Below are 24,797 nucleotides of genomic sequence, written 5' to 3'. Positions count from 1 at the left end.
TAGTAACATAATGCTACTTTTACTATGTTTATCATTTAATTAGTTTGTAAAATATTATTAAAGGAAAGGATAGCCGTTAACCACTGATATCACAATATTGATAGATATGAATAGCAAATAGCTAATATACTTACAGCAAATATTAGCTATCTGATTAAATTGATTGATATTTAGTAATAATTAAGTTATTAATCAATAAGTTAACACTGTGTTAATGCACGGAACTATAATACTCAATAGATAAATCATCCACTTTTGCACCACTAAACTGAGCCCATAGTATAATTGCAGATAATACTTCTTTTTCATTCGTTGCAATAAATAGATTTACAAAGGACGTTTCGTTCCATAGTCCACTCACTTTATAAACCACTTTGTTCATCTTTACTCCACCTGACGCTATCAATGACTTTAAGGAAACACAGATTCAAAACTGTTATAAAGTTATTTTTAACATGGGTGCACTTTTGCTTTTTCCAAGTCATATTATCATCAAAAATAGATGCTTTTTCTAAACATATTCTATTTATAACTATAAGTTTTTATTATATTCACCTTGTTATTGATTATTAGTATTAAGCCTTTCACTGCGTCAGTTCGTAACTTTCAGAAATTAATGATTTTAGCTCAGCATCATCAAAATCTGTGTCTAAGCGAATAGAAATCCAATGCTCTTTGTTCATATGATAAGCGGGATAAACTGCTTTTTTTAAGCGTAGAGCCCCCACTAAAGGCACCGGTACTTTTAAGTTAATCACATCGACTTTATTATTTTTACCCGTATCAAATAGCTTGTTTTCAGCGACATCCATGATGACGGCGAACCATTTAGAATGATTATGATGTCTGAAAACCGCATAATTAGGGTACTTACTCCATAAATATTCGGGGATTACGGCATATGTTTTCTGTATATACTCGATAAGCTCTTTTCTATTCATTGTCCGGTCATCTCATAAAATGATGTATAACTTGGTCACTAAACGCATGATCTCTAACATTAAGGCATCAGCCTGTTAAATAATTTATTATACATTTGTTATTTAACAATGCTAAATGTAGAGAGAACCCGACTATATTGTTATTATTATTGCTACTTATTTTTATTATCAATACATAAATTATTTATAAATATTTTTAGTATTGTACATATTTTTAGCGCTCCAAATAAGTAAAAATAACTAAGTATTAATATCTAATTTACAATTAATTGGTAAATTTTAGTTGATTAATTCTCAATGGTTAGATAATTTAACGCTTATCCATTTTTGATCATCTTAAATGGACACACACTTTGATTTGATTATCCCCGTTTTGCTTAGTTATATTTTATAACTAAGCTTTTTTCGGTTACTTTAAGCGATACACACTAGAAGCAATACTGTTATTTATCAAACAGTTGTCATTCTATCAAATAAATTAATTCTCTGAGGCTAACTTTATCTCCAACTGTGTAACGCCTTCTTGATACATTTTCAATTTATTCAAACTATACTACTTTTTTTATAATTTTTTATTTCTCGCGGTAAATAACGCGACAACTCCTTGAATATGAATAGATACATCGTAAAAAAAACAAGATAATACTTTTTCTAAAGCATCTGCCGAGTCAGAATAGTTACTAAAAATACCTTTTTTGTTATAAACAGACATCAATTTATTACCAAAAAAATTGTGTTCAACATCAGCCCCCAAGATAGTAGCACCATATAAAACACCCTTTTCCGTTAATATTTTACTTATATTTTCTATCACTTTCTTTTTACCTTCCATTGTGCCAGGTAAGCAGTGTAATAGATAAAATAAAGAAATAGAGTCAAACGATGAATTGAATTCATTAGGAAATTTATGATAGATATCATGCTGTAAGCAATAAGTTAATTTATCATCAACAATATTTTTTTTAGCATAATCTAAGCTATTAATATTAAGATCTGTTAATGCTATTTTATTTATATTAGCTAAAGCTCTTTTTAAGTAAAATCCTGTTCCTACACCAATATCCATATGGTTCTCACCAAGATTATTTTTAAAATGAGGTAGCAAATATTTATCTGTATCACAACGCCATGCATAACGGTTAGAAATATTTAATACCCACCAGTCATAAAGTTTTAATGCTGTGGGGGTATATACTTTAACTCCATTGTGAGTGTCTAGTGTCATACAAAATCCTAGTCGTAAAATGATTATTCTATGATTTATACAAACCACGAATAACTGGAAATAACGAATAGTTAAACAGGTAATCATCTAAACAAGACAACATAAAATATTGAAATTAAATAAAAAACAAATCAAACTCTAACGGTTAAGTAAGGTGTTATTGACATTAAAAGCGCCGATTGACCGGTTAAGAAATCTTCTTTCTCAGCTTAATGATAAGCAAACTTATTCATCTGTTTTATTTTTAGTAAATAAAAGATATTAAATCGCCCTTGCGCTGGATTATTTTATACATTTTACTGCATAACCAATTGATATTTAGTATAAAAAACCACCAAAAATGCATAATCACAGATCTATACAGCATAACGCCATATTGAAATAATATAGTAATATCTTTCCATAATCAGTTAGTTTAATAAAAACAATTAAATAGAGTAGTTACTCTACTGTATTAAAATAAAATTAATAATTACTAACAATTAATACTTACCTTTATCATCTAAATATGATTAAGTGATAATACTAACATTAGCTAATCTATTTTGGTGATAGTTATGTCTTTGAAACGTAAAATTGCGCTGGGGAAAAATGTATTAGAAGCTGCTCAAGAGAGAGTCCAGTGGATATTTGATACTTTTGAACAAATCACTCTCTCCTTTTCGGGAGGGAAAGATTCTACTGCGCTTTTTCATCTTGTTGCCGCACAAGCGCGAAAACAACATAGAAAATTTAATGTGATGTTTCTTGATTGGGAAGTTCAATATTCTGCGACTATAGATCATATTATAAAAATGAAATCTATCTACCAAGATTGTATTGAACGGTTTTACTGGATAGCACTCCCTATCACCACTGAAAGTGGCATTTCTCAATATGAACCTACATGGACAGCATGGGAGTCTGGTAAAAAATGGGTAAGACAACCGCCAGAAGATGCGATAACTGACCCTCACTTTTTCCCTTTTTATCACCCAAATATGCTTTTTGAAGATTTTACCCCTGCATTTAACCAGTGGATCACAGGTAATCATCGCAGTTCGATTATCCTGCTAGGCATAAGAGCGGATGAATCTTTAAACCGATTTATTGCCATTAGTAATAATCGAAAGTTACGTTATGCCGATGATATTCCTTGGACAACGGCATCAGCAGAAGGCTTTTATTATATGGCCTACCCTATTTATGATTGGCATGTTAAAGATATCTGGACTTATATAGCGCGTTTCAATTTACCCTATAACCCTATTTATGATCTGATGCACCAAGCGGGCGTTAGTTTAAGTCAAATGCGTATTTGTGAACCTTTTGGGCCAGAGCAACGCAAGGGACTATGGTTATATCATGTGCTAGAGCCTGAAACATGGAGTCTTGCTTGTGAACGAGTGAGTGGAGCTGATGCCGGAATGTTATATACGAATCCTCGTAATAAATCAGGTTTCTATGGGCGACATCAAATTAGCAAACCTTCCCATCATACGTGGAAATCTTATGCTCACTTTTTATTAGCCAGTTTACCAGAGAAAACAGCAGAACATTATCGTAATAAAATAGCGGTCTATCTTCGCTGGTATGCCGAACGAGATTACCCAAATGGCATACCTGATGCACAAGAAGGTGATACTAGCACTAAACAGATACCTTCTTGGCGACGAATTTGTAAGACCATCTTGCGTAACGATTTTTGGTGTAGAACATTAGCATTTAGTCCTACTAAATCACACTGTTATGATCGATATTTCAAACGGATACAAGGAAAACGAAAAGACTGGCAACTTATTTAGCAAGGTGTGAATATGACCATTGAAACTATAATTTCTGTTTTAAAAGAGTACCTAGCAAAACTAAATGATGAACAAAAAATTGAAGCTCTCAATAAAATAAAAATATCGCTTCATCAAATAAGCCCATTTAAAAATGAACCTACTGACTGTGTTCTTTGGATAAAGCAACAACAAGTTATCGCTAATGACTATAATCCCAATGTCATGTCTCCGACAGAAAAGAGATTACTAGAAACGTCTCTGGTAAAAGACGGTTATACTCAGCCTGTTGTTGTCTTACCTATTCAACAATCCAAAAATAAACCATCACAATGGCAAGTCGTTGATGGTTACCATCGTTATTTATTGAGTAAAAAAAATAGCTTAAACAAGCGAATTAACGGCTATTTACCTATTACTATACTTGATGTTGAAAGTCATACTATGGCTGACCAAATGGCAGCGACTATTCGCCATAATCGGGCTAGAGGGCAACATCAAGTGGCAGCAATGTCGGATATAGTTAGAGATTTATCAAGATTAGGTTGGAATGACCAAAAGATTGGTGATGAATTAGGTATGTCACAAGATGAAGTACTACGTTTAAAACAGATTAGTGGCTTAGCTGAATTATTTTCAGAGCACGACTTCTCAGAAGCTTGGACGGTTAAGTAGAAATAACTTTGTATAAAGCACCAATAAATATATTTATTGGTGCTTTGTTAGTAATATCAACGACCATAGAAATAATTTATTTATATGGCTTACTTCCGTTTCTTACTAAATTAGTATTAATTTATTATTTTTCAGTAAGAAAAATTCATATTGATGACATCCTATGTTTTATCTTAAAAAAACTAAAAAACAGCTTATTTTTAGCTCCATATTATCTTACTAAAATCATACACCTAAATTTATTTATCATTCAAAAAAATAATAAATAATTATAATAATTTTAGATATTCTCTTCTTTATTGTTGCTATGATAATAACAATCAAATGATTGATATTGACGATCGTAACCATTCATTTGATAGATAAAAGCTATCATTATATTACAAATCGATCGATAAAAACATTTTGATAATTACTTTATATTGATATTAATATATAAGAATAATCGATAATTTTGGTTATAAATACTAAAAATTTGCATTTATGTTAAATTTTACCGCTATCGATCTAAAAGTGATAGTTATTGTATTTCTGACTGTAGAATTAATAGCAGTACTAAATTAATACAGATATATAACATTTAATAGCAGTTAACTAAAAGTTAATTGCTTTTAAAAAATGCTTTATAACCTTATAAAAATAGATGATCATGATAAACTCCACTATTGCACACAAAATAAAACAAAGAAGAAAAGAGTTAAGACTAACAGGCATAGAAATGGGAAATCGCTTAGGGATAAGCCAGCAACATTATTCTCGAATAGAAAATGGTAACATAAAAATCACGGTAGAACTTTTGTTTTCTATTGCATTTATTCTCAATATGACGCCACAAAGTTTATTACCTAATTATAATTTATTGGATAAAAAAATCATTAATCTTTCAGATGAGAAAAATATCATCAAAGCAAAACAGGCTTTATCTGCAGAATTTATTATACCAATAAAAGAAAAATAATGCCTTATACATATTATTTAACTTTATTCAAGAATAATTATTCTTTTTGCTTGATTAGATATAAAAAAACTCGCAAACAAAAAATCAAAAGCATATTAAGCCCTCATATTAGTAAAATCCCCGCCAAAAGCAAATTACACTAGACCAATCAACACTATAGAATATCGATGGAATTCCCTTTTCGAAGGTATGCTTAATCGACACTTAAAATAACACCGTTGTTAATATTATACTGTGATACAAAAAAAGTTATTAAGATAACTTTAAGATTATTTATAAAAATATAATTATTCTTATTTATTACTATACATGTTGATAATTTTGTATATAAAATTATCAACAATCCATGCTTTTTATAAACCGGAGAAATCAAGTGCGATATATATTATTATTCTTTATCTCTTTGTTTTTTATTGTTATTTTTCTATTAAAAACACAGGGCAGTACCAAAAACGATGTTATTAACCAACCCACAGAAATAGAAAGAAAATTAAATAAAAAAGTCGAAAGATGTATGTTTCACTCAAAAATAAAAACTAAACGTTTGCCTTGGATAATGTTAACACGTAAACGTTCATGCTCTTAGTGAGAATAAGTGATCACTCTGGTTATTATAACTATTTTTACAAACAATACCGCTTATTTTATAATCAAAAAATCGATGTTACTTATTGAGTTATATTAATATATAGTATAGTTTATTAATTCCTACCTCTTACTATAATTAATTAAGTTTTTCTAAAAACTGAACTTATTCAGAATACTATAAATAAATTATACTTAATATAAATTAGTCTATATAATATCCTATGCAATTTTATTTTGATTATGAGCTAACAATGAGTTCTATAAAATCACCTATAATTATCTCTATCACCTCAATTGCAGGTGGCGGCAAAACAGCACTTTCTCATTATATAAGAGAAAAGCTTCCATCAAGCAAATGCCTTCATTTTGATGATTTCGACTGCCCTACAGCACCTGAAGATCTCGATGAGTGGATAGAACAAGGTGGTAATTATAGCGAATGGGATATAAAGCCATTTGTTGAACAAGTTAATCAGACGATAGAAGAGTCTCAATATACTCATATCATTTTGGATTATCCTTTTGCCAGATCTCACCCAGCGCTACAACAGATGATCGACTATGCTTTTTTTATTGATACACCACTAGATATCGCATTAGCAAGAAGAATATTGCGTGATTATAAAGAGAAAAGTGGAAATGATATTATTCATTATTTAGAAGAGTACTTAATCTACTCACGACCCTCATATACAGCAATGACGGAAAGAGAAAAGCTGAGTGCTGACATTATTATTGATGGTAACGCATCTGTGTCTTTAATTGCACAGAATATCCTAAAGTATATTGTTTAACCTTAACGCTGTGCCGTATTAAATCAATAGCACCCACCAATTTTACTATTACATACGGTGATCTTCTGGTGCTGTCTAATCGTATTGATTACGCTGTCAGAATATGGATCTGGCTTCATCGCATCTTTACTCGATTGCTCATATTTATCAATATCAGACTGTGATGTCGAACATCCTGAAACAAAAAATAAAGTTAATAATATCGCTGAAACTAGCTTCATATAAAGTCCTATTAAGCTGAATAAATATTTTTCAATATCATTTAGTTATATTCATTTTTGTTACCTAGTGTAGCAGTCTATCCTACTATTTTACGACTAAAATTAATCTTTTATTAATTGATGCTCACCTATCATAAATAATAATGCTTATGAAAGGCACCCTGCATGTGAAACCCAAAATTTCAACTCTTAGGGTGCCAAAAAATTAAACTGAAAATAGAATAGATATTAGCTATCGATTTACAATATTGCTTTGATACTCTCCGCAAGTGTTGTTGTACGTCGGCCAATTAATTTACTTAGGGTATGACTATCATCAAATAATCCACCTTTGGATGCGCCGATATCAGAATCAGCCAGCATATTTGATAATTTATCGGGTAAGCCTGCCGTTTTTAACGCAGCGACAAAATCGGCCTGACTTAAATTGTTATATATCACTTGCTTCCCGCTTTGTTTAGTCAATTCCTTAGCCAATTGCTCTAATGTCCAAGCTTCATCACCCGCAAGCTCATACACTTTACCTATATGTCCTTCTTCACTAATTACCCGAGCAGCAGCCAATGCATAATCGGCCCGAGTGGCTGAAGCTATTTTGCCATCACCAGCCGCCCCCAGAAAAACGCCATGCTCAATTGCTGCAGGGACACTTGCCAGATAATTTTCTGTATACCAGCCATTTCGTAATAAAGTGTAAGATATCCCAGAATCAGCTAGCATTTTTTCTGTTTCTACATGTTCCACATGCAAGCTTAATGGAGAGCGATCAGCATGTAATATGCTAGTGTAAGCAATAAATTGTACATCTGCTGATTTTGCTGCCTCAATGACATTACGATGTTGAATGGTACGTTTGCCAACTTCACTTGAGGAAATTAAAAGTAATTTATCGACACCCTGTAAAGCTGTTATTAATGAAGCTTTATCATTGTAATCCGCCTGACGTACTAAAACGCCTTTCTGACTTAAAGACGATCCTTTTTTTACATCACGAGCAAATGCCACAATTTGATTAGCAGGAACGGTTTGAAGAAGGTTTTCAATCACATGTTGACCTAATAGGCCTGTTGCACCAGTAATTGCAATCATAAGATAACTCCTTAATGTATCACTTGTGTTTTGATAACATAGCACCTAAACTTACTAAAAGTAAGTACATACAAAAAGGTAAGTATACAATGACAATATCCACACTCTCGCAGCAATTACGTGAAGGAAATTTATTTTCTAAACAGTGCCCATCCAGAGAGATCCTCAAACATGTTACAAGTCGTTGGGGCATACTCATTTTAATAGCCCTACGAGATGGAACACATCGTTTTAGTGATTTACGACGTAAAATTGGCGGAGTAAGTGAGAAAATGCTGTCTCAATCGTTACAAGTATTGGAGCAAGATGGTTTTATTAACCGAGTGTCATATCCTGTTGTTCCACCCCATGTAGAGTACTCTTTGACAGATCTTGGTGAGCAAATAAGTGAGAAACTCACGCTTCTTGCGGATTGGATAGAAATAAATTTACCTAATATCTTGTCACGACAAGAAGTGGAGTAGTATACAGATATTATTTCTAATAATTATGTATTTATACTTTAGTTAATAATTATTTATACCAAGATATTTTATGCAATAAAAATGGATGGTTATTAAGCCATCCATTTTTGTAGTCAAAAAAATCATTCACTTTTCTCAAATAGAAAATAACGCTTTAATTTTTTTGAAAATAATATAATAGATGTCAACCAAAGGGATAATCCAGCCAGAATAAGTTTACCTATAATCCCTCCAGATCTTTGAGCATCATTATCATAGCTTATACCACTTTCGTTCAAAGAAGTTAACCCTTCATGGAAATTGCTCCATAACATGACGATAATGATTGGTAGCCAAGCTAAGATAGTCAATACCCGCGCCCTTTTATCGCATCTGAAGGAAAAGTAAAGCGCTGATATTTGTATAATTAAAACTAACAAACGAATAAAACTCCATAAATAAATTTCTATTTTTATCTCAGCGGGCATATCAAAACTATACAAATTTAATAACAGTGATGCATTGGTTATAAAAAAATATAATATCAGTATAATACAGCAGACAATCAAAAATTGAGTTATCCATAAAGAAAGTGGCTTTTTCATAACAGTTCCTATTTAAATAAAATAAATCATATCGTTTCTTTATTCTGAAGTCATTATTTTAATAATAGAAAACTCATTTCTATATTAGATAATAAATAAAAACTGGTATATTATTTACTAATAACTTATCTTTTAAATATTTAGTATAAATATCTATATCATTTTTTGACACACTTTCTTGTATCAACAGTATTTAATCTTTTAAACATTTACTACTGTATAAACTATCATGGTTAAATCTCATTATGCGTTCACATAAAGTGCTCCCTCTTAAAGAGGTTTGTTATGAACACATATACTCCAACGATTAAGTGTATCTATTGCGAGCCATAAACACCCAATCCATTTTTCTAGTGTAAGCTTGCACTTCTTTAAGCATCCGGTTTATTTTGCACTTCTTTATTCAAATATTATAATTTATAGGCTATTACAAAAAATTAAGGCTACACATTATGTGCAGCCTTAATCTTATTTAAGCTATCTCACTAAATTAGCTTTTATCTTTATTTTCTATCGCTATTGTTTGCCGTTTTTCTTCTTCAGGTAACTCATATTCAATAGCAATGGTCAGAAGTCCACTTGATAAATCGGCTTTTTCTATTTTGACATTTTTACCGAGGTCAAACTGCAATGTAAACTGCCCTTGAGATATACCTCGGTGGATCCATTTATCATTGTCTTCTTCTAATTTTTCTTCTTTTTTCCCTTCAATCAATAAGCGACTTCCTTTCAATGAAACCGATAAGTCATCTTCTTGATATCCAGGCACACTCACTGTTAGTTCATAATGGTTATCATCAATCTGTTTCAGATTATAAGTCTGAGTCGGTGATGAAATTGGTTTACTGCCTGTTAACTGACTAAACAGGCGATCTATCTGATCAAAACGGTTTGAAAGTAGATTGTCAGATAAAGTTGGGAATAATGAAAAAGGTTTAATATTAGGCATATAATTCCTCCTTCAGTATTTATTGAATTATGGGCGATATCTGATTGGCCCAATATATAAATATGAACGAGCAAGCATTTTTCAAGCCCTAAAATATAAATTTTTTATCTTTAGTCAATATAAGATTGTAGATAGCAAAAAAACCCCGCCGAAGCGAGGTTTTGTATATTCAACTATTTAATGCTTAACTTATTTGAGCTGTCATCACACTTTTGCAAAAGATACATTTTGCGCCGTGTGGATTGTTCACTGTAACATCAAATTGTGATGTTCTATATTGTGAACCGCGACAACTTGGGCATTTAAAATAGAGGCGAATTGTAATAGCGCCTTTAGAGAGCCACCACGTTGCCTGCTGCAGGGCCTTTCATACCATTTTCCATGGTAAATGAAACTTGTTGGCCTTCAGCTAATGTTTTGAAGTTATCACTTTGGATTGCAGAGAAATGCACGAATACATCTTTGCTGCCATCTGCTGGAGTAATAAAACCAAAACCTTTACCTTCATCGAACCATTTTACTGTACCAGTCATTGAATTAGACATAGAATTTCCTTTAATTTATTTAATTTGCCATAAGGCATATATGGTTTGTTTGGTATTTTTACTTATGGGAATTAATTAGAAGGAATTCGCAATGAAGTGGTATCAAGGATAACGCTAAACGGGAACAACTTTAAACTGACTAACATAAATAGGTCTGTACTTCCAAACCAGTGACTTCATTAAGCCATAGAAAAACTCAGATAGCAAACTTTATTTTTGGTGAATAAAAAATCTATCAATAAGATTGATTATAGACAAAATCATAAAAACTTATCAATAAAAATAAGTTTTTATTTCCTTAAATCAAAGAATTAAAATAAAAAGAGATACCAGATGTTCTTTAACCAAAACATGATCTGGCATCTCACATCACTCATCTTTCCACATTCAAATGATAAGAATAAGATTAAGATAGAAATTAATCAGTTATAAAATAGTTTTTAGTCTATTTTGCTATGCTCATTTTTCATCAGTTCAAATACAAAAGGCACTGAATTTCGCAAAGAGACATTGTATACATCTAAATGACCAATATTCGGATATTCATATACATATGCATTTGTGCCTGCTTCCAATACATCTCTTGCAAACTCTTGTTGCCAACGAGTTAACACATGAATATCTTCTAAACCAATCCCTATAAATACGGGCTTATCAACAAGAAGTTTTCTATAATTTAAACTTGACGCTTCTTGCTCTAATAGCTCGTAAAACTTAGGTTTTAAGCTATTTGATGCGTTTAATTTATTATCCATTACTAATTGACTTAATGGACTGATACAAAGCGTTTTCGCTTTTTCAACATAAGGTATTGCTAATTCTTGGAAATAATCTTCCACTTTTAAGTTTGGATTTTTATCAGCAGCAGAAAGATATAAGTACATCGCGTAAGGTAGCTTTCTATCACCTTCATCTTGAACACCATCACTAATAAAGTTTTCAAGTAGATTATCACTAAAATAAGGCGTCCCTGTCACTATCGCACCTAAGATATTTAATTCTGGTGCATATTCAGGCTGATAGCCGACAGAGGCAAATGCAGCATGAGCCCCTTGAGATTGCCCCATAAAGATAAAGCGATTACTTAGCGAAAACCCACCTTTCAAGACAGCTTTTGCACTATCCAAAGCGCTCCATGCTGTTGCTCTTTCATCCATATAATGATGCAACCCTGATGAGCCTAAACCTGGATAATCTGGTGCAACAATCGCAAACCCAAGGGATAGCCAAGTATTTAAATATTGCGATACGCGACTATTTTTAGGTGTTAATGAAGGAGCACAAGTTGGCGCTATCCCTACCGTACCATGATTCCATACAATGACAGGCCAACCATTTTTAGGCGCCTGACTTTTCGGAATAAAAACGGCACCAGTATCTTCACGGATAATTTCTCCATGAACACTGTCACAAGAAGTATAAGATATTGTGTATTGCGCAAAAGCTTCGCTTAACCCTAAGTCAGACGCTAGCTCTTGGCAATGTGTTATTACACCCGGTTTATTAGGGAGATTTTCATTAGTTTTATCGCAGGTAAATAACGATTTTTTAGTAAAGTGTTCCATAAATATTTCCTTATATTATTGATAAGTTTTTTTCCATTTAACTTAATTAGTCTTATAACTAGGGCATGTTTTTAGGCCTGTTATTCGCTAATTTCAGATAACAAAAAACCTCACTAAATGAGTGAGGTTTAACAAAGTTTAGTGTGCTTAGTAACAAATTGCCCACTATTTAGAGATGATAAGACAAATTTTTTCGAAATGCAATCTTTTACTGTATATAATTACAGTATTTTGTATATTAATGTGTACTATTTATCTTTTCGCCAACTAGGTATAGTTAATCAGTACAAAAAATGTTGATAAATCATCACGTGATCGCCTTGCTGCAAATAGTGTCGATATTACTAATAGGTTAGATTTTGTTGGCGAAGCTATTTTAAATTTCTCCTTTGGCATCTATTGCAACTAATACACATTAATAATGCTATGGACAAATTGGTTTAATCTATTGCAATACTTAGTAGTTACTATTAGAGACTTTCTAACTAATTGGTTATATTAAAATCTCTATCAACCCCCGTGTTGATATCTAATTAAGTTTTATTTTTGCTTCATTTAAACACCCTGTGAGTATAAAAATCACAGGGTATTTTTTGTTTATAAATACCATTCTCTATATAACTATGTTATTCATTATTGTAAAAAGCCAATTAATAAGCTCACAGAAGTGAGTTTATTAATTAAAAATTATGAGGTTCTTTAGCAACAGCCTTACGGATCATCATATCTAATCAATCCGTAATCTTAGACTAATGTATTTACCTTTCACATCGATAAGATAGTCATCGCCCTCAAATAGCGCACCTGAAGTATATATTGGAATATCACCATATACATGGCTATCTTTATATCTGCAATATAGTTGATAATGAGTGTGACCTACATATAAATCAAAACAATAGCACCAAAAGTTAAAATAAAACCTAAATTAAATTTATTAAAACAATATTGACAAATATAGGGACTTTATTTTTAATAGCTTATTAAGCCTAGTATATTAACTAGTAACTATATCATCAGTTGGAGAAAAACATTTAATATTAAAATAGCTCTGAAAAGACTTTGTAGATAAACTCACCTATCTCTTGTTTATCTGACATAATCTTCTTCAATAAAAAACCACCAGCAATTAACTGATGGCTATCAAGCACAGTTTGCACTCCCCTACCTAATGGATGTTAAATATTTTTTAAATGATTTCTTTATGTTACCTAAATCATCAAAACTCCTCTTTAACATAGCATGTAGTGCGCAAGCCAGTTATCAATAATACCGGAATACCGCTATTCAATTAAAATTGCTACATTAATTGCCCCTGCATATTTATTGGCTTTGATATTGCCATTAGCACAAAGGTTAAAAAGTATATTTTGCGTAAAACTCTTCATATTTTGTTGTGCTAGTTTATTACTACCGACGAGTCGCAAGGCATCTTGTGCATTGGCTTGACAAATATTTGATTGTGCAGATTTTAAAGAAGCCACCACATAAGGCAGTGTGGTGATATTTTCAGTGCTACTGGTGGATAGCTCCATCCCTGTTTCACTGCCTGAGACTAAATTATTAAAAGGGCTCAGAGTGAGATAGATATTTTTATTAGCATAAGGACAATTGACACTGATACTAGCTAAATTATCTGCTAATTTAGTGGGTGTTGCATAATTTTTCGCGATTTGAGTCGGAAACTGAATATTGGTAGACGTTTGGGGGATAACGTCACAGGCTTTAAGTGCTTTAATATTCACATTATCCATTGAACTTAATAATGTTTTAGATCTTGCAAAAGAACCTGAACTAGTGCGAATGACGGCATAAAATTTTGAATCATCACGCATGGCATATTCACCGGCCTCTAATGGCCCGATGGCATACGCGGAATAACTGGATATTGTTAATGTTAACGAATGAACTTTATCACTACCATCTACGTATCGTGCTGAGAAAAAATTACTATTGCCTTGTCTGGGCAAAAGACCCCAACTTAATTCATCAGAATTAGAGGGAAAATTATTATACATATTTGTCATAGCGGTGGTTTTGGAACGACTAAATGAAAATGAAGCATTCTCATATGTATCGTTAGCCCGTTTATAACGCAACAAACCATATCCACTGGGTGCTAAAACAATAAAGGCCCCTTTAGGATTGCTTTTATTGTAGATAGCCACACCCACTCGACCGATTTCGGGGTAAAAAGGCAGGTCACTTATCACAAATTGACTAGGCTCCCACCGAAAACTTATATAAGATCTATTCGCCTGAAGCACTGAACTTACCATCCCATAATTTTTCGTTGTTGAACCAACTGGCGGAGTGACCTCCCCTAAATAACCTGTTGAGCCAATAGGAACGGATAACTCTAACGCATTAGCGGAATGAAAGAATATTATTGGTATCAAGAATAACGATAAACCGTATCCCCCTATTTTTTTTATCATTGATGGACACATCGAATTTCGATATTTTGTCGAAAGCACTCTTTTATTCACGTGTATCTCCAGCATTAAAATAAAAACAATGTAAACATATATAAATGATTATAAAATAATAATATCACTTTTAAATATGATTACATCAGCTATTTCATTATTTTAAGATAATTAAAAATAAAGATAGAAAAATAAATTAAACCATTCATCAATAGACTATTGAAATTAGAATAAGCAGCCTATTTAAAACAAAAATTTTAATTAAGAAATAAAAAATATTTATTTATTATAAGTAATTAAATTTAGGGGTTATTTGATCTACTTTAATCAAACAGGGCTCTTTAATAATGGAATATAATCTAACTATTGAAGTGTTAAATGAAAAAACGAACAAACAGTGTTTATACTACTGGATTTAAGCAAGAAGCGGTCGCATTAGTCAGCGAACAAGGTTATAGCGCTCCAAAAGCGGCAGGTTTTTTAGGGATCACCGATAAATTACTTTATAGCTGGAAAGCAAAATTAGACGCTGAGTAATCAGGTAACAACTTGAACGCCAAAAATTAGATAAAAATCGTGATTTAATTGCTCAAATTTCAGGTGGTTTTGATAACTCGTTTTGATAACTTTTTGATAACCGTTTCAATATTGATAATAAAAAACGAGAACTAATAAGCTCCCGTTAACTATTTATCAAATCAACAATTACATATGTTTGATAATCGCGTCACCGAACTCGCTACATTTCAGCAGTTTAGCGCCTTTCATTAGACGTTCGAAATCATAAGTAACGGTCTTCGCTTCGATTGCGCCTTCCATACCTTTAATGATTAAGTCAGCGGCTTCTATCCAACCCATGTGGCGTAGCATCAATATTTAAAATACTACTTATTTTATTAGTTAATAAGATATATTTTATTGTCAGGTTCTGACTTTTAGCATTGTATAGGCTGTTAAACAATGCTTATCTATCATTAGATCAGTTTAAATTTGCTACCTTAAATACGGAGTAAAAAACTAGCTAAATCATCTTTTGCTAAATCACCTATCTTGATTACATCTAGTTTAAGATCTTTATCAATATTTAGGCTAAATCCACTTGATGAAACTAGCCCAATCTTAACAACCCTATTTTCATATGAAGTATTAACACAAGAACTAAGTAGCTTTCCAAGCACAGAGTTTTTAAGCTTATTATTTTTACCTTTATCCCTTTTTGTAAGAGATGCTGATGTATACTTAGCTATCTGATTCTTTACTTGATAAAATTCAAACTGTGCATTGTTTGGATCTAAACTATTAGCAATTACAACATCTTCCTGATATTCAATTAATAAAGCATATTCCTGATTTTTTTTGTGCTTTTCAATAATCTCACATAATGCCCAATGAAATTGAAAATTATACTTTCCGAAAGTACTTGCTCCTGCTGATTCACGCTGGACTTCAGCAAGTGGGTTATTTGCCATATACACTACACCAAGTAAACATGAATTATTCATTTACATGTATCTTAGCATATGAAATACAGCTATATTAGGATATATTATCGATCTAGATCATGAAATTTTACTCATGTAATATTTTATATAATCATAAAAAAATTGTTTTCCTTTCAAACTCACAAACTATTTTTCCTTTAATCATTTACTTTGATTCAGCTCTAAGTAACCAATTATTTTTCTTAGTTTTATTTCGCATAACTCCTTCAGATATGATATTTCATGTAACTATTTTCATAAGAAATAATAAACTCACTTGATTGCTATCCAAACTAAGTTTTTAGTCATGATTTCTCTATATATTAATTATCATGATAAGATTTACATACAATCCAAAAAAAATATCATTTACTAATGAAAACATTTCATATAGATCCTGTGACTTTAACTTTAATTAACGCAATAAAAGACCCGCGAGTTAAGCAAAAATTACACGAACTTAATTTATATTTCTATAATCGAAAACATGAGAATCAAATTAGGGATGAAATTACCATTGTTATCAATGAGAACTCTGATTACTTAGCAATGACAGAACATCCAAAAAGTAGGAATGGTGCAGTGGACTTATCTCTTTATTCGTTGAATAAAGATGAATCTAGTTTGATTGCTACTATTGAATTTAAACATCATTATCCGAAAGATCTAACCATACCGGCGGTTCAAAATAACATTATTTCTGACTTAACTCGTAATTTATCCAGTCAAACAAGCCATTTTATTCACATTATTCAACAAAGGAAAATGCATAAAAAACCGCCCGTTAGTAACGTGAAATTCTTGCAAAGAAATTCTGATGATATTGCTTATTATACATGCCTTTTAGAGGGCTTAGATAAATTCCCGTTAAAATACAATAAAAACAGCCTCTCAATAACCGTGAAATCAGAATTTGTTGAGTCCACTTATACTTTCGATATCTACTCTCTTATGTAATATATTTAATATAGATATTAAAGGGTTATAGATATAAAAAACGCTAATCACCTACACACTCCTGCCTGATGTAATCTTGTAACCCTTTAATCATCTGCTCTGACTCTGCAATTCGCTCTCTAAGTAACCAATAATTTCGGATAGCGGTGTCAGTAGGTCTGGCGGTGGTTGCAGAAGCCAAGCTGGTGGAGGGAGTGGTTTTGCTTTTTGGGCACTCGGCTTTGATATACACCCGTTCAAGATTACGCTCACTAATATCACGCAAGCGACTAATTTCATTCTTAGCATTCGCTAGCTCCTGCGTATATTGAATATCCAGTTGGTTTAACCGCATTATGCGTGCTTGATAATCAGTATTAATAGACTTCTGTTCTTCAAGAGCCACTATCAGTTTTTTGTTGGTATCTATCAGTGAATTAATCCTGTTAGCTTGCCTGTTAATCACCCAATAGCCACCCACAATAATGCCTACCATCACAATGACGGCATAGAGTTTCCTATATTTCATGATTAGTACCGATGATGTGAGAGTGCAATCTGACAACGTTTTTCTAAACTAACAAAAAAGGCAGTTAAGCCAGCTGTTCCGTAGGTAGCATTGGTTAATTTGTCCATGCGCATATACCCCCCCTACGGAGTGTCCGAGTTTAGTTAAAGGAATACAGGCACACAGTTGGATAAGTGAGTGATTGATATGTTATTTGCGTATTATTTATTAGATGTGGAGATAATACGTTAGGTTGATTACTAAGTTTTAAGTCAATTTGGTGACTAGTCCTGATATAAGTTGACATAAAAACCACCGAAGTGGTCTTTAATTTACAGCAATAATTATTATATAGACTGGACTAAGCCACCCCCATATCAGTTATTGTTTGTCATTCTTCCCCATACTTCTTATAGCTTGAATTCTAACCGATGAGTTAAACAAAAAAGACATTAATTCTATGGACATACTTAACCCATAAAACAGCGATAACAAACTGGCAAAGTAGGTAATCCCATTTTGATTAAACAATTTACAAATCGAAGCCACACACAAAACGACTATAAAAATAGATAAAGGATATCCCATATCTACTGGGATAATCCGATGGCTTATTTCGCTTTTACCTGACTCATAACGCCTTTTAAGATAATGCATAAAGTCACTAGGCATAATAAACATTAGCGCATAAACTCCAATCCCAAACCCTAAAATACTCGGAAATATACTTAATACAGTATCAGCAGGGTTCCATGGGGATTCACTTGCTAAAGAGTTTTCAAGAAAAAACATAATCGTCGTGAATATGAGAACTATAAGAAATTTTTTAAAAATCCTAGCCCACCAATATTTCCATGGAGCTATTATTTTATTGCATTGAGGCTCCCCCTTAAAAGCATACGCATTTGCAATACGAAAAATAGAACCTACGATTGGGATAGATCTAACTCTTAGATAAATCATATTTTTCATAGGCCTATTCATGTTTTCTTCCTATTTTATTTGTCTTTTTTAAAAAGGTTTCTATTAATGCTAATAGCTTTTAATGCTTTTTTAGCTCTTCTATTTGCTAAAACAATCAAATTCTTTATACCTAAGGTTCTATTCTTTATTCCTTGCGTTCTATTAGTCTCATTGTATTTCTCCTTAACGGGATAATCTTCCATTTTATATCTTTGTAACTCATTATTTTCATCTTTATAGCTAACTTCAGCATTACCAAATTTTGCAGCTAAGATTAATTGAGCTTTTGCATTTTTTGGTAAGTCATTCATCAAATGATCTTTAAAGCTTCGGTAACTTGTTTCCCATTTATGTACCTCGTTAGTTTTCAGTTCTAATTCAAGTTCTCCTGCTAACTCTCTTAATTCATCTTCTGAATCAAAATCAAACTCATCTGAATTAGAAAACGTTACCTCCCCTTTATAAGTCTTATATCCCTTTTTAGGTGCTAAGAAAAAATCTTGTATCGATTCTGCAGAGGTTAACTCTATGATTTCTAAACTATGATATGGAAAAAGATTGTTGGCATGGGCTCCTAATACTTCCTTTAATGCTTTTATTAAAGCATTTCTAGTTGGTAATCCTTTGGTATCCTGAATAGCAAGGATATGTAAAGCAGGATCGAAAACAAACTCAAACTGAAACCTACGACTACTATTATTTCCAGATGATGTATAACTAATCTTCCCACTTTCTGTATCAACTAATGTGTTAACATCATCGAATTTAAGAAAATACCCATGGATTAAGTATTGCTCACCATTTTCCAAAGGATAAGAGTATATTGATGACGAAAACGCTGAGAAATACATATCACCAATAAGCTTGGCAGAAACGGAACTTAATTTTTCCTTTTCCTCTCTTAACGTTTCAAGTTGCTTCTCAACAGATTCAAAAAGTTTGCAATATCCAGACACGCCTACTTCTGAGTCTTTTTTTCTATCCACAGGCAGAAGCTGAATATTATAAAATTTAAAAGTGGCCATATGCTTTCCCTTATATAAACATAAGGAAAATTTTATATATAATTAAACATAATTCAATGTAATTAAGTAAATTAACTAGATGATATCACAATCTAAACAACTGTTTTTACATACAGTGCTTTTTTTCCTCATTATTAAAAAAATATAGAAAAACTATAATAATAAAGAGTAATAAATGATCTCTATTGTCAAAACCTCATAGTAAATAATTTTATTATTAAATAATTTCACAACAAAACCACCCGAGGATTCCAGATAACTGAACCTGTAAGAATTACTTACAAGTTAGCGCTTTTATTTCTTGCTCTGTTTGTTCAAAACGCTCTTTCTCAAGCTCCACACCTAAAACCTTTCGATTAAGTTTTAGTGCTGCTTTCAGTGTTGCTCCTGATCCCATAAAGAAATCAGCAACCAAATCCCCTTCGCGACTACTTGAGCGAATAATGTGTTCCATCATGGCCGATGGTTTCTCACAAAGGTGTTTACCGGGATAATACTGAACAGGTGGATAAGCCCACACATCAGTGTAAGGCACATCTGCAGTTACAAAGAATGGTCGTCTTAATAAACCATATTCTTTTATTAATTCTTGATAATCTTTTTGTAAGGTGAATTGTTCTCGCTCTAACTCGGTAAACTGGCGGGATAACGACGATAACTTTTCTTGTTTATCAGCAATGTGTGTAAACAGTGTTTGTAACTTTTTGTAGTCTTCCTCGCTAGGTAATTGCCACTGACTATTGCTGAACCAATGACTGAACATTTGCTTATCTGTTGCTTGATTTATCTCCTTAGAACTCACCTGTAGTGCTAAACGAGCATTTCTAAAATAATCAATCAGGGGCTTAAATACGTTTTGCTTTAACTCCTGGCATTTTAAAGAAAATTCAGAACCTTTAGCGGTGATTGGCTTTTGATAATGTTCAGCAAAGAGTATCCGCTCTGTTGAAGGGAAAAAGGTGCGCAGGCTTTCTTTATTTTGTCGTCGCCATGGCCCAGATGGTTTAGCCCAAATAATATGGCTTAATACATTAAATCGCCCGCGAACAAGCAGTTCAGTATCTGATGCCAATTTAGAACCACAGAATAAATATAAACTACCATTGGGTTTTAATACTCGCCAGAATTCAACTAGTACCTCATCAAACCAAGACAGATATGCCTCAACATTATCCCACTGGTTATCCCATGCACACGATTTCACTCTGAAATACGGTGGATCCGTGGCGATTAAATCAATATAATTGTCAGGTAATGTTTTTAATATAGCTAATGCATCATTATTGTATAATTGCATCAATATCCTTTATCTAAATAATAAAAAAGCCAGAAACTATTAGTCCCTAGCCTTTAACTTTCATTAATATAAAAAGTAGAGGGGAAATTGGCCTATTTATTTTATATAACTATCTATTAGGCATTTTTTCAATCTTAACCCTATCTTCGTAAACCTCAGCAACAGTAATATTTTCACTATAAAAAAATCCACTACCATTTCATCTAGCAGATGTAACTATTCTCTTCACTATCTCATCACATATACCTTATCTTTTATGTCGGAAAAATTACCATCAATCTTTTTTTGATGTTATGCAATAATTAATTAACCCTCTTAGTTGTTCTTTTATAAAACTCGCCATGCTTTAAAATAAAACCCGCCATTTCTAATTGTGTAAGTAAAAACTCACAACTTTCATAACTTAGTTGTGTTTTAGTAACGATTTCTATTATATTATTCCCCGTATATTGGGATATCATTTCTAATATATTATACGCCTGAATTGTCATATCGTTCTGTTTTATCATGACATTTTACCCTTTAGTGTAGAAATATGAATATATATAAAGGTGTAACTCGTCATCATATAAACAGCAAGTCTTTTTTGTCAGATTATTTTTAAATAAATAACCCTGCTGATAATTGTAAAAATAAAAATATTAATTTATATATTTAATATATTTTATAAATGGAAATACTAACCGGTTACATTTAAAAATAGGAATTACTTCATTTAAAAAAATATAACAATTATTTAAAATGAAAAATGTTAACCGATATATTAACATTTTACTTTCATCAATATACTTTAAACCAATCTATATGGATATCTTATGATTAATAAAAACTGGCATCCGGCTGATATTATTGCTTCTTTAAAGAAAAAAGGGACAACACTAGCAGAAGTTTCCAGAGCTGCAGGTTTAAGCTCATCGACTCTATCTAACGCGTTGTCCCGTCCATGGCCAAAAGGAGAACAAATTATTGCTAAAGAACTTGATATACCTCCATCAACAATATGGCCTGAACGGTACTTTGATGAAAAAGGAAATCAAATTATTCGTAAATTAAGACATAAAAATATAAATAATAAAGATGAATTATAAGCTTATTACTTATTATATTTTTCACGATATAATTTCATTATATCTTCCGCTAAACAATCATTAACGGTATAAAAATAACATTCAGGCAAGTTAAGTATTTTGGCTAGTTTACACACAACTTCGAAACTTGGTTTATGTAGTCCAGACTCGTATTGCGAAATTCTTGAACGAGCACTAGCTACATCCATTCCGGCCAGAGTACCTAATCTTGTCTGAGTTAATTTTGCCATTTTACGGGCATATCTTAACCTAAAAGGAACCATAATTAGACTTTAGTATTATATTAAAAACAATAGTGTATTTATAAAATATTTTACCTCCTATTTTAAATAGCACATAATAAGTTTAAGTTATTCATGTAATCTCTTTACTTTATATAACAAAGTAACAAAACATGTATAATCTTTCTAAATAATATTTAAGAGCAATTATATTTATTATTATAAATATTTATTAACTCTTCCGCGAATTCATCATTTAAAGTATAAAAATAATTTTCTGGAACTTTTAATATTTTGGAAAATCGGCAAATAGTTTCAAAGTTTGGGCGGTGTGTACCAGACTCATATTGACACACTCTAATTTTAGCTGATTCTTCATCAATCCCAGCTAAAATACCTAACTCTTCTTGAGTTAATGCAACTCTTGCCCTTGCAGCCTTTAATCTTTTAGGTACCATAATAACTCTAACATTTAAGATGACTGCATAAGTTTATATCATAAAAATTAGAAAATTTAAAATTAAGCATTACTTAACAAGGTTAGCAATAAAAATATTAATTTATATAAAATTTTATATTTAATCACTTAAGGTTATATTTTTACAATATATATAACCCAGAAAAATATCTTTATTTTTATTAGAATAACAGTTAATTTGCGTAGCGCGTTAATACTTTTTTATTTAACCTGTTTTTTATTACAAGCAACTTCATGATCCATGACTAATCCTGAATCTAACATCGCCAAACCACCTTCTACAAAACCTTCTGCAATCTGTATAATCTGACGTACACGGCTTTCACTCACCTTCCAACGTCTTGCAATGCTTCTTTTAGAGCACTGATATATATAATGTAAAATAAGCGCATTCAATTCTTCTTCTCTTCTCAATTGTTGTAATCGCGCTATTGTAGCGTCAATAATCATACCATCATCATCACAACAACTTATCCTTGAAGATGATTGATAAGGTAAAACACCCTTAAAACCTGCTGCAATATGAGAATAATCTACTCCACTTTGTACATCCGAGGCCCAAGCTCCCCATCGTTCTAATACTTGTTGTATATCTCTCATATCACCACTACCTTATGCGATCTTATCTGTAATTGTTGAACGAGCAATTAATTGAGCCGACTGATACCAAATTTCTTTCCAAACAGACCTAGCCTTGTGAATATGCATATGCCCTAAACCACGCTGTAAAGCCATTTTTTTAGCTAGAATTTGAAGTGCTGTTTTGGGCTTCCACGCTGAGCTAAATAGTAAATTAAACGTACTGTCTCTTTCTGCATAATCAATTTCAATCGGTATTTCCCCGGGTTTTAAACATTGCCCATTTCGATATGCTGGCCTCCCTTTTAAATGCCATTTCTTCGCTTTATCAAGATATTCAGTACAATTATTTTTATGAAATAATGTTTTAGGCCTTAAATAGTCCTGCATCTTATTATCATTGAGCCATTTAGCTGTTAAATAATCGATTATTAATATCAATTCTTCGAAATGAAAACCATCAGCTAATCTTGCACGGATATATCCTAACGTCGTCTGACACTCACGGTAATGGGAGTGAGTCACTTTGTTAAAATAACGGATAATTTCTATTTCTGGACGTTCAGGACTTGAAAACGAGCAAACTGACCGAGATCTTTTATTGTTACTCTCTGTAGTTATCTTTGTTGTACTCTCTGTAAGAAGGGCTCTATTTGAACTACTCTGAGATAGATTTGTTACACCTGTCCATTGTTTCGATTTGGGCTCATCGAACGGTTTTATTGTTGTTTTATTGGCATAATTACCTTCAGTCAAGCTTCTCTTTTCATCTTCTTCTATTTGCAAGATCTTATGTTGATAATTGATACTATAAAAATTTGTACGATCATGAAGATGTTTATTGAGTTGTTTTACCTCAATCAACCCAGAAATACGTAACTGAGCAAATGCCCGTTTGAGCGTTGATACTGATAAGTATGGAAACTGTAATTGCCAATTAGATAGTGTATTGTAAATCCATCGTCGCCCATCATGTTCAATACCAGACTTAGTTTCTGTTATCCAATAGTGCAATTGTTGCAATACTAAAGCTTCATGCAATCCAATTTTGACAGCTAATTCTGGTATCACTATCTGAGGTCGAGATTTTATAATTAATGATTTCATATGCTGAACTCCTTTTCTCTTTATTCTTTCTAAATGCCAAAAAGCGTTAAATTAAAAATAATTTAATTGAAAAAATAACAAAAGATGGTAATTCCGTTAGTGTTTTGTAAAATATTCTATTTTATTAAATTTAATCATGACTAAAATAGTAAGCATTTTATTAATGCTAAAACTATCGTCATTCGAATTAATATAATTAATTTATATTATATGCATATCACTTAAATTAATAAGTTATCCGTTTGGGTAATTAAAATTAACAAATAGACAAAGAGTACGCAAATACTTTTTACCTAAAAAAAAGGAAATATAAATTACATGAGA

At 31.9% G+C, this 24,797-nt stretch carries 28 protein-coding genes and 2 pseudogenes; 8 read left to right on the top strand and 22 right to left on the bottom strand.

Annotated features, from left to right (window positions below; translation table 11 throughout):
- Nucleotides 1–211: 211 nt before the first annotated feature.
- The 3 genes from PMI_RS19435 to PMI_RS04795 all read right to left on the bottom strand — a co-directional run bounded on the left by PMI_RS19435 (nucleotide 212) and on the right by PMI_RS04795 (nucleotide 2,166).
- Nucleotides 212–382, bottom strand: coding sequence for a hypothetical protein (locus PMI_RS19435; RefSeq protein WP_004242531.1), 171 nt, complete (start codon nucleotides 380–382; stop codon nucleotides 212–214).
- A 202-nt stretch (nucleotides 383–584) separates the two neighbouring features.
- Nucleotides 585–941 (bottom strand): MmcQ/YjbR family DNA-binding protein, encoded by a 357-nt coding sequence (locus PMI_RS04800; RefSeq protein ID WP_012367822.1) that lies wholly within the window; start codon nucleotides 939–941, stop codon nucleotides 585–587.
- A 562-nt stretch (nucleotides 942–1,503) separates the two neighbouring features.
- A complete protein-coding gene (locus tag PMI_RS04795) occupies nucleotides 1,504–2,166 on the bottom strand; it encodes a class I SAM-dependent methyltransferase (protein ID WP_004247914.1) in 663 nt (220 codons plus the stop codon).
- Nucleotides 2,167–2,723: 557 nt separating this feature from the next.
- Between PMI_RS04795 and PMI_RS04790 the strand changes: the two genes are divergently transcribed.
- From PMI_RS04790 to PMI_RS04770, 4 genes are all read left to right on the top strand, one after another.
- Nucleotides 2,724–3,950 (top strand): phosphoadenosine phosphosulfate reductase, encoded by a 1,227-nt coding sequence (locus tag PMI_RS04790; protein ID WP_004251487.1) that lies wholly within the window; start codon nucleotides 2,724–2,726, stop codon nucleotides 3,948–3,950.
- Between the two features lie 12 nt (nucleotides 3,951–3,962).
- A complete protein-coding gene (locus PMI_RS04785; protein ID WP_004247912.1) occupies nucleotides 3,963–4,604 on the top strand; it encodes an IbrB-like domain-containing protein in 642 nt (213 codons plus the stop codon).
- A 643-nt stretch (nucleotides 4,605–5,247) separates the two neighbouring features.
- Nucleotides 5,248–5,562, top strand: coding sequence for a helix-turn-helix domain-containing protein (locus tag PMI_RS04780; RefSeq protein ID WP_004242524.1), 315 nt, complete (start codon nucleotides 5,248–5,250; stop codon nucleotides 5,560–5,562).
- 839 nt (nucleotides 5,563–6,401) lie between these two features.
- Nucleotides 6,402–6,944 carry a nucleoside/nucleotide kinase family protein gene (locus PMI_RS04770; RefSeq protein ID WP_004251489.1) on the top strand — a complete coding sequence of 181 codons (543 nt, stop codon included), beginning with the start codon at nucleotides 6,402–6,404 and terminating at the stop codon, nucleotides 6,942–6,944.
- Between the two features lie 23 nt (nucleotides 6,945–6,967).
- Here PMI_RS04770 and PMI_RS18900 read toward each other — a convergent pair whose 3' ends face one another.
- Together PMI_RS18900 and PMI_RS04765 are read right to left on the bottom strand one after the other, a co-directional pair.
- The gene (locus PMI_RS18900; protein WP_004242521.1) at nucleotides 6,968–7,165 is read right to left on the bottom strand and encodes a hypothetical protein; all 198 of its coding nucleotides are present in this window, start codon (nucleotides 7,163–7,165) and stop codon (nucleotides 6,968–6,970) included.
- Nucleotides 7,166–7,405: 240 nt separating this feature from the next.
- On the bottom strand, nucleotides 7,406–8,254 hold the full coding sequence (locus tag PMI_RS04765; RefSeq protein WP_012367816.1) for an SDR family oxidoreductase: 849 nt from the start codon (nucleotides 8,252–8,254) through the stop codon (nucleotides 7,406–7,408).
- Between the two features lie 89 nt (nucleotides 8,255–8,343).
- On the opposite strand from PMI_RS04765, the gene PMI_RS04760 reads away from it, so the two are divergent.
- Nucleotides 8,344–8,718 (top strand): winged helix-turn-helix transcriptional regulator, encoded by a 375-nt coding sequence (locus PMI_RS04760; RefSeq protein ID WP_004247909.1) that lies wholly within the window; start codon nucleotides 8,344–8,346, stop codon nucleotides 8,716–8,718.
- Between the two features lie 122 nt (nucleotides 8,719–8,840).
- Here PMI_RS04760 and PMI_RS04755 read toward each other — a convergent pair whose 3' ends face one another.
- The 6 genes from PMI_RS04755 to PMI_RS04735 all read right to left on the bottom strand — a co-directional run bounded on the left by PMI_RS04755 (nucleotide 8,841) and on the right by PMI_RS04735 (nucleotide 14,799).
- A complete protein-coding gene (locus tag PMI_RS04755; protein ID WP_004242517.1) occupies nucleotides 8,841–9,302 on the bottom strand; it encodes a hypothetical protein in 462 nt (153 codons plus the stop codon).
- Between the two features lie 490 nt (nucleotides 9,303–9,792).
- Nucleotides 9,793–10,251: an Hsp20 family protein gene (locus tag PMI_RS04750; protein ID WP_004242516.1), complete on the bottom strand. Its 459-nt coding sequence runs from the start codon at nucleotides 10,249–10,251 to the stop codon at nucleotides 9,793–9,795.
- Between the two features lie 184 nt (nucleotides 10,252–10,435).
- Complete coding sequence (gene ymcF, locus PMI_RS19575; protein ID WP_419776249.1) at nucleotides 10,436–10,576, bottom strand: cold shock small protein YmcF; 141 nt, start codon at nucleotides 10,574–10,576, stop codon at nucleotides 10,436–10,438.
- Nucleotides 10,577–10,583: 7 nt separating this feature from the next.
- Nucleotides 10,584–10,796, bottom strand: coding sequence for a transcription antiterminator/RNA stability regulator CspE (gene cspE, locus PMI_RS04745; RefSeq protein WP_004247907.1), 213 nt, complete (start codon nucleotides 10,794–10,796; stop codon nucleotides 10,584–10,586).
- Nucleotides 10,797–11,236: 440 nt separating this feature from the next.
- Entirely contained in the window at nucleotides 11,237–12,361 is a 1,125-nt protein-coding gene (locus PMI_RS04740) for a lipase family protein (protein ID WP_012367815.1), read from the bottom strand.
- A gap of 1,283 nt (nucleotides 12,362–13,644) precedes the next feature.
- On the bottom strand, nucleotides 13,645–14,799 hold the full coding sequence (locus PMI_RS04735; protein ID WP_232504906.1) for a hypothetical protein: 1,155 nt from the start codon (nucleotides 14,797–14,799) through the stop codon (nucleotides 13,645–13,647).
- Nucleotides 14,800–15,168: 369 nt separating this feature from the next.
- Here PMI_RS04735 and PMI_RS04730 point away from each other — a divergent pair.
- Nucleotides 15,169–15,318: pseudogene (locus PMI_RS04730) on the top strand (transposase); the annotation flags it as partial.
- 177 nt (nucleotides 15,319–15,495) lie between these two features.
- Here the strand turns inward: PMI_RS04730 and PMI_RS18895 are convergent.
- Nucleotides 15,496–15,663: pseudogene (locus PMI_RS18895) on the bottom strand (isocitrate/isopropylmalate family dehydrogenase); the annotation flags it as partial.
- A 125-nt stretch (nucleotides 15,664–15,788) separates the two neighbouring features.
- A complete protein-coding gene (locus PMI_RS04725) occupies nucleotides 15,789–16,259 on the bottom strand; it encodes a dsDNA nuclease domain-containing protein (protein ID WP_086935847.1) in 471 nt (156 codons plus the stop codon).
- A 387-nt stretch (nucleotides 16,260–16,646) separates the two neighbouring features.
- Between PMI_RS04725 and PMI_RS04720 the strand changes: the two genes are divergently transcribed.
- Complete coding sequence (locus tag PMI_RS04720; protein ID WP_012367812.1) at nucleotides 16,647–17,228, top strand: hypothetical protein; 582 nt, start codon at nucleotides 16,647–16,649, stop codon at nucleotides 17,226–17,228.
- A gap of 43 nt (nucleotides 17,229–17,271) precedes the next feature.
- Here the strand turns inward: PMI_RS04720 and PMI_RS04715 are convergent, their stop codons facing one another.
- The 5 genes from PMI_RS04715 to PMI_RS04695 all read right to left on the bottom strand — a co-directional run bounded on the left by PMI_RS04715 (nucleotide 17,272) and on the right by PMI_RS04695 (nucleotide 21,509).
- Complete coding sequence (locus PMI_RS04715) at nucleotides 17,272–17,736, bottom strand: lysis protein (protein WP_012367811.1); 465 nt, start codon at nucleotides 17,734–17,736, stop codon at nucleotides 17,272–17,274.
- A 360-nt stretch (nucleotides 17,737–18,096) separates the two neighbouring features.
- A complete protein-coding gene (locus PMI_RS04710) occupies nucleotides 18,097–18,699 on the bottom strand; it encodes a hypothetical protein (protein WP_012367810.1) in 603 nt (200 codons plus the stop codon).
- Nucleotides 18,700–18,713: 14 nt separating this feature from the next.
- Nucleotides 18,714–19,703: a DUF4747 family protein gene (locus tag PMI_RS04705; RefSeq protein WP_012367809.1), complete on the bottom strand. Its 990-nt coding sequence runs from the start codon at nucleotides 19,701–19,703 to the stop codon at nucleotides 18,714–18,716.
- 274 nt (nucleotides 19,704–19,977) lie between these two features.
- Complete coding sequence (locus PMI_RS04700; RefSeq protein ID WP_012367808.1) at nucleotides 19,978–21,000, bottom strand: DNA-methyltransferase; 1,023 nt, start codon at nucleotides 20,998–21,000, stop codon at nucleotides 19,978–19,980.
- A gap of 302 nt (nucleotides 21,001–21,302) precedes the next feature.
- Nucleotides 21,303–21,509, bottom strand: a complete 207-nt coding sequence (locus tag PMI_RS04695; RefSeq protein ID WP_004247851.1) for a hypothetical protein — start codon at nucleotides 21,507–21,509, stop codon at nucleotides 21,303–21,305.
- Between the two features lie 306 nt (nucleotides 21,510–21,815).
- On the opposite strand from PMI_RS04695, the gene PMI_RS04690 reads away from it, so the two are divergent.
- The gene (locus PMI_RS04690; protein WP_004247850.1) at nucleotides 21,816–22,088 is read left to right on the top strand and encodes a helix-turn-helix domain-containing protein; all 273 of its coding nucleotides are present in this window, start codon (nucleotides 21,816–21,818) and stop codon (nucleotides 22,086–22,088) included.
- Between the two features lie 5 nt (nucleotides 22,089–22,093).
- On the opposite strand, the gene PMI_RS04685 is transcribed toward PMI_RS04690, so the two are convergent.
- From PMI_RS04685 to PMI_RS04670, 4 genes are all read right to left on the bottom strand, one after another.
- On the bottom strand, nucleotides 22,094–22,351 hold the full coding sequence (locus tag PMI_RS04685) for a helix-turn-helix domain-containing protein (RefSeq protein ID WP_004247849.1): 258 nt from the start codon (nucleotides 22,349–22,351) through the stop codon (nucleotides 22,094–22,096).
- A 155-nt stretch (nucleotides 22,352–22,506) separates the two neighbouring features.
- On the bottom strand, nucleotides 22,507–22,767 hold the full coding sequence (locus PMI_RS04680; protein WP_012367807.1) for a helix-turn-helix domain-containing protein: 261 nt from the start codon (nucleotides 22,765–22,767) through the stop codon (nucleotides 22,507–22,509).
- Between the two features lie 221 nt (nucleotides 22,768–22,988).
- Entirely contained in the window at nucleotides 22,989–23,387 is a 399-nt protein-coding gene (locus PMI_RS04675; protein ID WP_004247847.1) for an antiterminator Q family protein, read from the bottom strand.
- Between the two features lie 12 nt (nucleotides 23,388–23,399).
- Nucleotides 23,400–24,473, bottom strand: coding sequence for a conserved phage C-terminal domain-containing protein (locus tag PMI_RS04670; protein WP_012367806.1), 1,074 nt, complete (start codon nucleotides 24,471–24,473; stop codon nucleotides 23,400–23,402).
- Nucleotides 24,474–24,797 lie beyond the last annotated feature (324 nt).

This window comes from Proteus mirabilis HI4320, assembly GCF_000069965.1.
GTDB classification, from domain to species: domain Bacteria; phylum Pseudomonadota; class Gammaproteobacteria; order Enterobacterales; family Enterobacteriaceae; genus Proteus; species Proteus mirabilis.
The sequence above is the reverse complement of the archived record's forward strand: the minus strand, read 5'-3'. Positions and strand labels throughout refer to the sequence as shown.